Below are 8,591 nucleotides of genomic sequence, written 5' to 3'. Positions count from 1 at the left end.
GAAATTGGCCCACTTGGAGTCACGCTGATGATAAAAGTAAGGGGGGGCAAAAAAGGTGGGTTCGGAGGCCGTGTTGACATTGACCTTGCAGGATTCGTCATCGGTCCAGAATGCCACACGTCCGACGATCGGATTATTGGCATCAGGGACGGTGGAGCCATCGGCGCTGATGAACTTGTTGCTGGAGTCAAGCGCACCGGTGGTGCCGTCCCGCAGGACGTAGATCCACTCGACCGGCATGGGGAGGCGCAGCTTGTTGGGATCGTTGCCAGCATCTGCAGGTGTCACGACTTCATTGTAGGTGACTGTTCCACCGGCCCCGGTAATGGAGGGGGTGGACTTGGTGTAGGTAAACCCTTCCACGGCGGTCATGACGCGCTGATTGTCGGGGTTGGTGCCATTGAAAGCGGCCCGTGGATCAATGATCGGGAAATAGAGGGCCATGGTGCCCGTGGTGAGGCCGGGACGGACGATCGGGTCGTTCAAATCCACATAGCGCGCCAAGTTTTGTTGAGCGTTCCAGTCTTGTGGGATTTGATTGGAGCTGTTGAAAATGTCCGCCTCATTGGAGCTGGTGATGACCATCTGCGAACTGGAGTAGAGCTTGTGGGCACGCACAAAATCACCATTGGCCTGGTAAACACGTGCCATGCCCGGCTGGGTGGCATGAATGGTGCGGCTGAAGGAGCCGGTGGCGGAATTCTGGGCATTTTGCAACTGCGCCTCGGTGAATACAACGGCGAGATCCGCAAGCTGCTTGGCGTTACGGGAGGCCACATAGCTCTGACTGGCCTTGTACTCAGTGCGGGTGACCGAGAAAATGGCAACCACAAGCATGGACATCAAAGCCACGGTGGTGACCACCATGACTAAAGCCATTGCCTTCCTGCGCCTGTTCCAATTTGCGACTAGTGTTGCAGCGTTCATGATTAGCTTCTGGTAAATAACTGATTTATGGCGCGATAATATTAAAATCGCCCCAGCCTGACAAGGTATTTATCATGTAAACACAAGGGCAGTGCTGGATATTTTGCCAGCAGGCCGGCAGCAGAGGGGCTTAAACAGCCAGTCTGCGGCGGCGGCGCCAGCCCAAGGCGAGGACTCCGAACAGGAGCAGCAACAACCGGGCAGGCTCAGGCACGGCGACCACGATCACACCGGTGGTGTACAAGTTGCTGATGTCCCAGAACTTGCCTCCACCCAAGGTGGGCAGGTCAATGAAATCGGTCGAAGTGCTGCCGGAGAGATTGGCGAAAGTGCCGGTTGGGGTGAGGCCACCCCAGTCAATAAGCTTCCAGCTGTCTCCCTCCGCGAAACTGGTGGAAACCAGCGAACTGCCCGCACCGATGCTCACGTTCAATGTCGCCCCACTGATGGTGATCTGGGAGGCGCCTCCGACATCGCTGAAAACAAGGCGGTCAGCTTCAGTCGTGGGGGTTGTGGCTTGGTTGAGGAAAAGGTTCAGCTTCAGCGTGGAGCCGCTGGCCAGGGTGGCAAAGCCCGGCAGCACAGTTGAATCCAGGTTCACAGTGAACTGGCTGGCGGAGGTGTGGCCAATGGTGCCAACCATCAGGGTGGCACCGGAATTGACGGTGAGTCCAAATCCGCTGAAGGGGCTAATGCTGCTGTTGGTGGGGGCAATGCTGCCGGTACCGCCGAGTGTGGCACCGGACTGGACAATCACATTGCCGTAGCCCGTGCCGGAGCCGGAGGTGTTGTTCACCAGCAAGGTTCCGGCCGTCACTGTAGTATCACCGTGGTAGGTGTTGCTGCCGGAGAATGTGGCCACGCCTGAACCCGTTTTGTTCACAGAGAGGAAGTCCTCGGCACCGTTGGCTTCACTGATGGTCCCGGAGAAGACCATTCCTGTCCCTGAATTCGGGGTGGTGGATGCAATCGTCAGCTCTTTAGAATCAATCGTTCCTAAGTGGAGGAGGTCCTGCAGGGTCACGTTTCCGGTGAAATTCACCGCATTGGCTGAAGCAATGGTGGTGGTGCCCACTCCGTTGTAATTAACGTCGATGTTCTGCGTGACCGTGGTGATGGCCGCGTTGTTGATTTGAAGGGTGACGTTGGCATTCGACTGGTCCTGCAGCCAGTGGACAGGATCGGTTCCCACGCCATTCACGCTGGTGACACTTGGGGAAGCCATGAAATAAGTCTGACCTGCGGAGGATCCGCTGTTCACAGCCACCTGAACGCCGTAGACCATGTTGGTGGAGGAGTTAAAGGCCGCGTAGTATTGGCTGTTACCCCCGTCAACACGGGCCAGATTCATGGTCAGATTGTCATTGATCTGTGTGATGGCATAGAGACCGTTGCGTTCGGGATGGTCGACCTCGTCTTTCACAAGAATGGTTTTGCCGATGTCGCCGGAGCTAAATGTCACGCCATCGATGGTGCGGCTGACGTAGTAGAAGGCACCGCTGCCGCCGTCAGGACTGTTGGAGACGATGTGTCCGCCGCCAGTGGCCAGGAACGAGCCGCCATAACCACTGACGTTTTGCACAAAGATGGAGGTGTCGCGCTCCACTCCGAGCAAGGAAGCCCCTGCGGTGGCATAATCTGCCACCAACGTGGAGGCGTACGAATCCGGGGCGAAGCTGTTATCCCCGAGTTCGAGGGTGGTGGTCTGTCCGAGTGCCGCAGCATTTTCAAGAACCAGCGTGCCGGAGCGGAGGACCGTTCCACCACTGATGGCGGCCCCCGAGGCGCCCGTCTGTGAGCCATAGGTGTTGGCAGTGGCGAGGACAACCGTGCCCCCGCCAATCACCGTGATGCCACCCTGGCCGGAGATGCCGCCAGTGTAAGTCACGGTGGAACCGGTGTTATCCGAGAGGAACACATTGCCGCCCACGGTGCGGTCAACCGTCAGCGCCCCGCTGACCGTGGTGGTAGACGCGGTGGTGCTGAGCATCGAGATGCCGTTGTTGTTCACGTTACCGAATGTCACTCCGTTGGAAAGGGTGGTGCCATTGAAGATGAGGGCAAGCGCCTTGTCAGAAGTGCGTGTGTCGGTGGTGGTGCCGACTTCGACCCCTCCGCTGCCCAAGGAGCCGTTTTGCTGGGCGATGAGCGTGCCTTCGGCAATCGAGGTGCCGCCGGCATACGTATTGTTTGCGGCCAGGCTCAGCACGCCGTTGCCACCTTTGACCAGACGGCCATCACTGCCCGAGATCACACCGGAGATGATGGCGTCAGGAATCAAAGTCCCTGGAGCTGGCGAGGTGTAGACAGGTCCGCGACCGCTAATGACTTCCACCATGTGGGACTTGCGGCCAAGATCAATGCCGTTGGCAAAGTTCACGGTGCTGTCGGCGTCCTGGGCGCCGAGGATGAGCGAGTCATTGTCGGGCACGAAACCATTCAGGCCCCACACAAGAGTGGCGCCACTGCCGCCGATGTTGACGGTGCGGGTCGTCGTGTAGGCGGCAAAGCCACCGCTGCTGGTCCAGTCCACCTGATTGCTGCCGGTGCCAAGGCTGCGGGTGAAATCACCTGAATTGAGACCCACCACACCGCCGTCGATGCGGAGATGGCTGTTGGCAGGCAGCGCACCTTCGGAATCAAGGCGCAAGACGCCACCCTGCAGATAGGTGGTGCCGGTGTAGGTGTTGGTGCCGGAGAGCGCGGTGGTGCCGTTTCCGCTGAGTACCAGATTGACGAGCAGGCCGGCCGCGGTGTTGTTGGCAATGGAGGAACTGATGGTCAGGGCCGTCAGCGGATTCCAGTTGTAGAGGATGAGGTCTGCGGTGGTGCCATCCTTGTTGGCGAGACCGCTGGTCAGGACACCGCCGACGATGGAGTTCTGGTGGGTGCCTGAGTGGGTGGACTGCAGGATGGCACCGCTGGCGATGGTGAGAGTGTCTGTGATGGTGATCGTGCTGGAATTGAGAGCAACAGGCACGGTCGCAAGACTTTCCGAGTAAAAGGTCAGGTCCGTACCGCTCTGTGTAAACGTAGCACTATTGACATTAATAATCGTCACAGTGCGAGCAGCTGCATTGATGGAGTAGATGGACGATCCTGCCGGGATGCCAGGACCAGAGATCCCCATACCGACCTTCAGGCGTGGGTCGTAGATGTTGGTGATGGTATAATCACCTGTGTTGATGGTGCCGGTGACGGTAGGAGCGTTGAACGCATACAAGGTCACCCCCGAACCTGAGAGCGTGGGGGCCTGGCTCAGAGTGATGGTGTTGTTGGCCAGATCAATGGCGGTGATGTAGGTGCCATCGACAATGCCATTGCCACGGACCAGTTCGCCGACCTGCAGGCGGTCAATACCAGGAACCCGTTTCACCACCGTGGGGTCAGCTGAGAGCAGATCAATATCCCCTGCGGTAGAAATGCTGTTGTTGGTCAGCAGAATCGTGTTCACTGAAGCACCGGACACGGTGCTGCCGGAGAACGACTCTTCCAGAAGGAGACCATCAGAGATGTTGTGAGTGACCACCCAGTCGGCGGGATTGGATTTGAAAGTGTGAGAACCTTTGATGTCCGAGCCGGTAAGGATGTTGGTGGAGGAGTCGACAAAGGCAAAGTTGTTGACGCCGGGATTGAGAGTGCTGTTGATCGTGAACAAGGCGCGGGGCATGAGGACGCCGACGTCGATAAATGCAGTGCCGGCGACGGTGATCTGGGCCAGCAAGGCGCCGCCATTCACTTCAAAGAGCACGTTGCCACCCTTTTCATAATTGATGGAAGCAGGGTTGTTGATGTCCTGCAGATTGAGGAAGGTGGCGGCACCGGCGGTGCCAGTCACACGGATCCTGGAAGCCCCCTCGGCGATGTTCAGAGTGCCGATGATGTTCTGCGTGGTGTTGCGGCCAGCAATGCTCTGAATGGCGAGCGTGCCGCCGGCCATGGTCAAGGAACCCACATCGTTGCGGATGTACTGGTCGTTGAAAGCAGGCGAGAGCTTCAGTGTGCCGTCGCTCACGACGAGGGAATCAATGCCGTAGCCACCGAAGGAAGTTCCGAGCAGAGCCAGGGTGCCGGCGCCGATTTTGACCAGGGCGTAATCGTCCTGATTGCCGGGGGTGGCGTAATTGCCGCCCATCGTCAGCACGGTGTAGGCATTGCCCACATCCCAGACGGCGGTCTGGTTGATGGTGAACCCACGGTCAGAGCTGGCGTCGGTGCCGTTGAATTGAAGCGTGCCGCCGTTGAACACCAGGTTGGCCAGGGTATTGCGGGAGGCGCCCAGGCTGGAAGCAGGACCGGCAAACACGAGGGTGTTGGAACCGGAGGAGATGGCCGCCACGGAGATGTAGATGGTGGTGCCATCGACGATTTTGGTGATTGTGGCCCCGAGTGGAATGCCAGGGCCGCTGACCAGCTGACCGACGCTCAGATTCGCCGTGGACGGCACGGTGATCTTGGTGTCGCCATTGGTTGTGGACGAGATCAGTGTGGCGCCAATGCTGGTGCTGGCACCAAAGGCGAGGTTGTTCTGGCCGGTGGTGGTGACGGGGTTGGAGATCTCGATCGTGTTTTGATCAAGGATCCGCACGATGGTGGAATTTGCCGGGATGCCATTGCCGGAAATCGTCTGCCCGACGGTCAGGCCGAGCGTGCTGCCCACAGTGATACGCGCGCCGCTTTGAGTGTTGGCGGCAAGCGTAGCGGTGATGAGGTTGGGGGGGCCAAAGGTGAGGTTGACGCTGCCCGAAGCCGTGGCCAGCGTGGGGGCGTTGCCAGCTTCATTCAGCACACCCAGGGTGATCGTGGTACCATTGACGATGGAGAGGATGACCACGGTTCCACCATTGGTGGGGATGCCGGTGCCCGTCACTTCCTGGCCCACGCTGAGGCCCGCCGTGCCACCAGGCACGGTGACCGTGGCGCTGCCATTGGTGGTGGTGGCCAGGATCGAACCAGACTTCGCAGTCACGCCGCTGCTGTCAAAGTTCAGATTGGTCCCGGTGGTAGTGAGGAGCGCGCCATTGGACAAGGTCACGGTTGTCGTGCTGTTGATGGCAGTGATGGTGACACCTGAGGGGAGTGCACTGCCGGTGACGACGGTTCCAATGGTCAAACCCTTGGTGTCTGCAGCCGTGAGGGTGAGCGTGCGGCCCAGCGAGGTCAGGTTGGTGATCATCTGCGTGCCCGAGGAATAGCCTTCGACCCCCAGAGACTGGATGGTGGTGACGCCAGCATTCAAGGTGGTGACTCCCGTGTAGAGATTCATGCCGGAGAGAATCAGATTGCCAAGGCCTGTCTTGTCCAAGCCGGTGACCTGGGAGAACGTGAGGGTGCCGGTGCCGGCACCTGCCACAGCGGCATTGCTGAGGGTGATGCCTGAATTGGCCGTGATGGCGGTGATGATGGTGCCGTCCACGATGCCAAGTCCGGAAACCTTCATGCCGACGTAGAGGCCGTTGGTGCCATTCGTGCCATTGAGTCCGGTGACCGATGTGCTGCCTGCCGTGGTGGTGCCGGAACGGTCCTGGCTGAACTGGAGGGTTCCCGTCACGGAAGTCGCGGGAGTCGTGCTCAGGGTGATGGTGTTGGTCTGGAACTCGCGTATCGTGGGGGCGGCTATCGCTTCATTCGGCGCCCCATCGAGCGTGACGGTGTTTCCAGTGATGTCGGTCACGGTTCGCCCCAGGAGGGTGGCACCCACAAAAAGATTGGATGGCACGGAGGCTACGAGCACGTTGTTGCCGGAAGTGCTGTTGATGTTGACCGTGGCCACGGAGGAAAGCGACGTGATGGTGGTCCCCGCCGCGATGCCTGATCCCGTCACCAGCATGCCCACGGCAAGATCGGCGCCGTTGATGTTGCGCACCAAGTTGCTGCCGCTGGCAATCGTTCCAGTCCGGTCTGCCCGGCTGGCGGTGTTGTCGATGATGGAGGCGGAGATTTCAAATGCAGCGGTGGTGTTGTTCTGGATGATCAACAGGTCGTTGACCGTGGTGCCGACCCTGCCGGTGGTAAGAGTGCCGCTGCCATTGATCAGAGACTCGCCGGCCACCATGTTGGGACTGATCAGAATGGCTCCGCCCTGCAGAGAGTTGGCGCCGTTAAGCGTGACCGTGCTCACTCCGCCGCCGCTCACCGGGGTGTTGAAGCGCATGGTGTTGGCGGTCCGGTCTGTCTGCGTCGTGCTGGCGACGAAATCCATGTTTCCGGTGGTGGAGGTGAGGGCCCAGTCATTGTTCACCGCATTGCTGGTGTAGGCGGTGTAGGCCCGGATCATGAGGTCTCCAGCGGTCGTGGTCAGTGTGTCGCCGAGCGATTCATTGAAGGAGCTCTTTGTCGCCCAGCTTGAATCGCTGACCGTGGCCCAGGAGCCCAAAATACCCACGGTGTTGTTGGTGTCGGTGCTGGCAATGTCGCTGCCGCCGAAATTGATCTTGGCGCCTGCCTGACGGCTGATGCCGTTCATGCGCAGGATCGAGGAACCGCTCAGACGTGAGACCCGGTTGTCGCCAGCACCCAGTGTGACGCCTGCGACGATTTCCACGTGGGAGCCGCCCAGCAGTTCAAGCACACCGCCAAAACGGCTGCCGCCAAGAACGAGCGCGCCCGTGTCCGCAAGCTTGCTGGAATTGTTGGTGGTGTAATCAAGGCGCAGAGTGCCGGCCTGAACGGTGTGGTTGGGCACATTGAACGAAGCATTCAAAGTGTTGCGGGTGGTGGGATCTGTCTGGCCGCTGAGGATCAGCATGCCGCCGCCGATCTGAGTGACCGAGCCGTCTCCGCCCAAGGAGCCCTTGAGGTTGAGGATCGAGCCCTGCTGCACCAGAATGGTGGAGTTGGCATTGACGAAAACTGAGCCCGCCCATGAGCTGCTGCCCAAGGTGGTTGCCAGGGTTCCGCCTGCGAGATACATGGTCTGCACGGTGTTGTAGGCCACATTGCGCAGGTCGAGGGTGGCATTCTGATTGCCGATGAGGTTGCTGCCATTGGTGCCGCCAGCAATGATGATGCCTGCGCCACCGGAGGCACCGAAAGCGCCGTCCGCAGTGGCCGCGAGAATACCTGCGTTGACCATGGTCTCTCCTTTGTAGGTGCTCGTGGAGCCCAGGACCCAGGTGCCGTTGCCGATCTTGTTCAGGGAGGTCGGCCCACCTGTGCCATCTCCCAGCACCAGATTGAAGAGGTTGTCACCACGATTGGCTCCGCCCAAGGTCAGGGTGCGGGAGCCGGAGCCGGTAAATGCCACAGCCGGGGAGGTGAGATCGTAGCCAAAGGTCAAGGTCGCCCCGATCAGAGTGCCGTCTGCAATGATCGCCCCGGCGCTGTCGCCCGTGCCAAGTGTGAAGGAGCGGTCAGTGAAGCTGGCGACATTGTTGAAATACCGCAGAGAACCCCCATTCAGGACCAGGTTGGCGGCATCACTGGAAGAATTGCCAATGCTGCTGTTCTGGCCGCCGAATCCAAGATCTGAAACGCGGAGCCCCCCGCCATTGATGACGGTGGGACCTGAGTAGGAATTGCCATTGGCCAGGGTGAAAATGCCATCACCATTTTTGGTCAGCGACATGACACCGAAGGAGACGGCGCCATCGCTGATCACGCCATTGAAGGTAAAGTTGTCGGTGGCATTGACAACGAGGGTGGAGGCGCCGGTGCCATTGTTG

The 8,591-nt window shown here is 59.5% G+C and carries 1 protein-coding gene and 1 pseudogene; both read right to left on the bottom strand.

Annotation, left to right across the window (positions count from 1 at the left end; genetic code table 11):
• Window positions 1-867 (bottom strand): annotated as a pseudogene (locus ACILSL_RS22490) (hypothetical protein); the annotation flags it as partial.
• Window positions 868-1,057: 190 nt separating this feature from the next.
• Window positions 1,058-8,494, bottom strand: a complete 7,437-nt coding sequence (locus ACILSL_RS22485) for an autotransporter-associated beta strand repeat-containing protein (RefSeq protein ID WP_395734312.1) — start codon at window positions 8,492-8,494, stop codon at window positions 1,058-1,060.
• Window positions 8,495-8,591: the final 97 nt, after the last annotated feature.

This window comes from Prosthecobacter sp. (assembly GCF_044222345.1).
In the GTDB taxonomy this organism is placed as follows: domain Bacteria; phylum Verrucomicrobiota; class Verrucomicrobiia; order Verrucomicrobiales; family Verrucomicrobiaceae; genus Prosthecobacter.
Note: the sequence above shows the minus strand (reverse complement) of the source record. Positions and strands in the feature narration are given on the sequence as shown.

Excerpts from the sequence above, each read along its gene's own strand:
- ACILSL_RS22485 (WP_395734312.1), bottom strand. The coding sequence starts at position 8,494 with ATGTCGCTGACCAAAAATGGTGATGGCATTTTCACCCTGGCCAATGGC.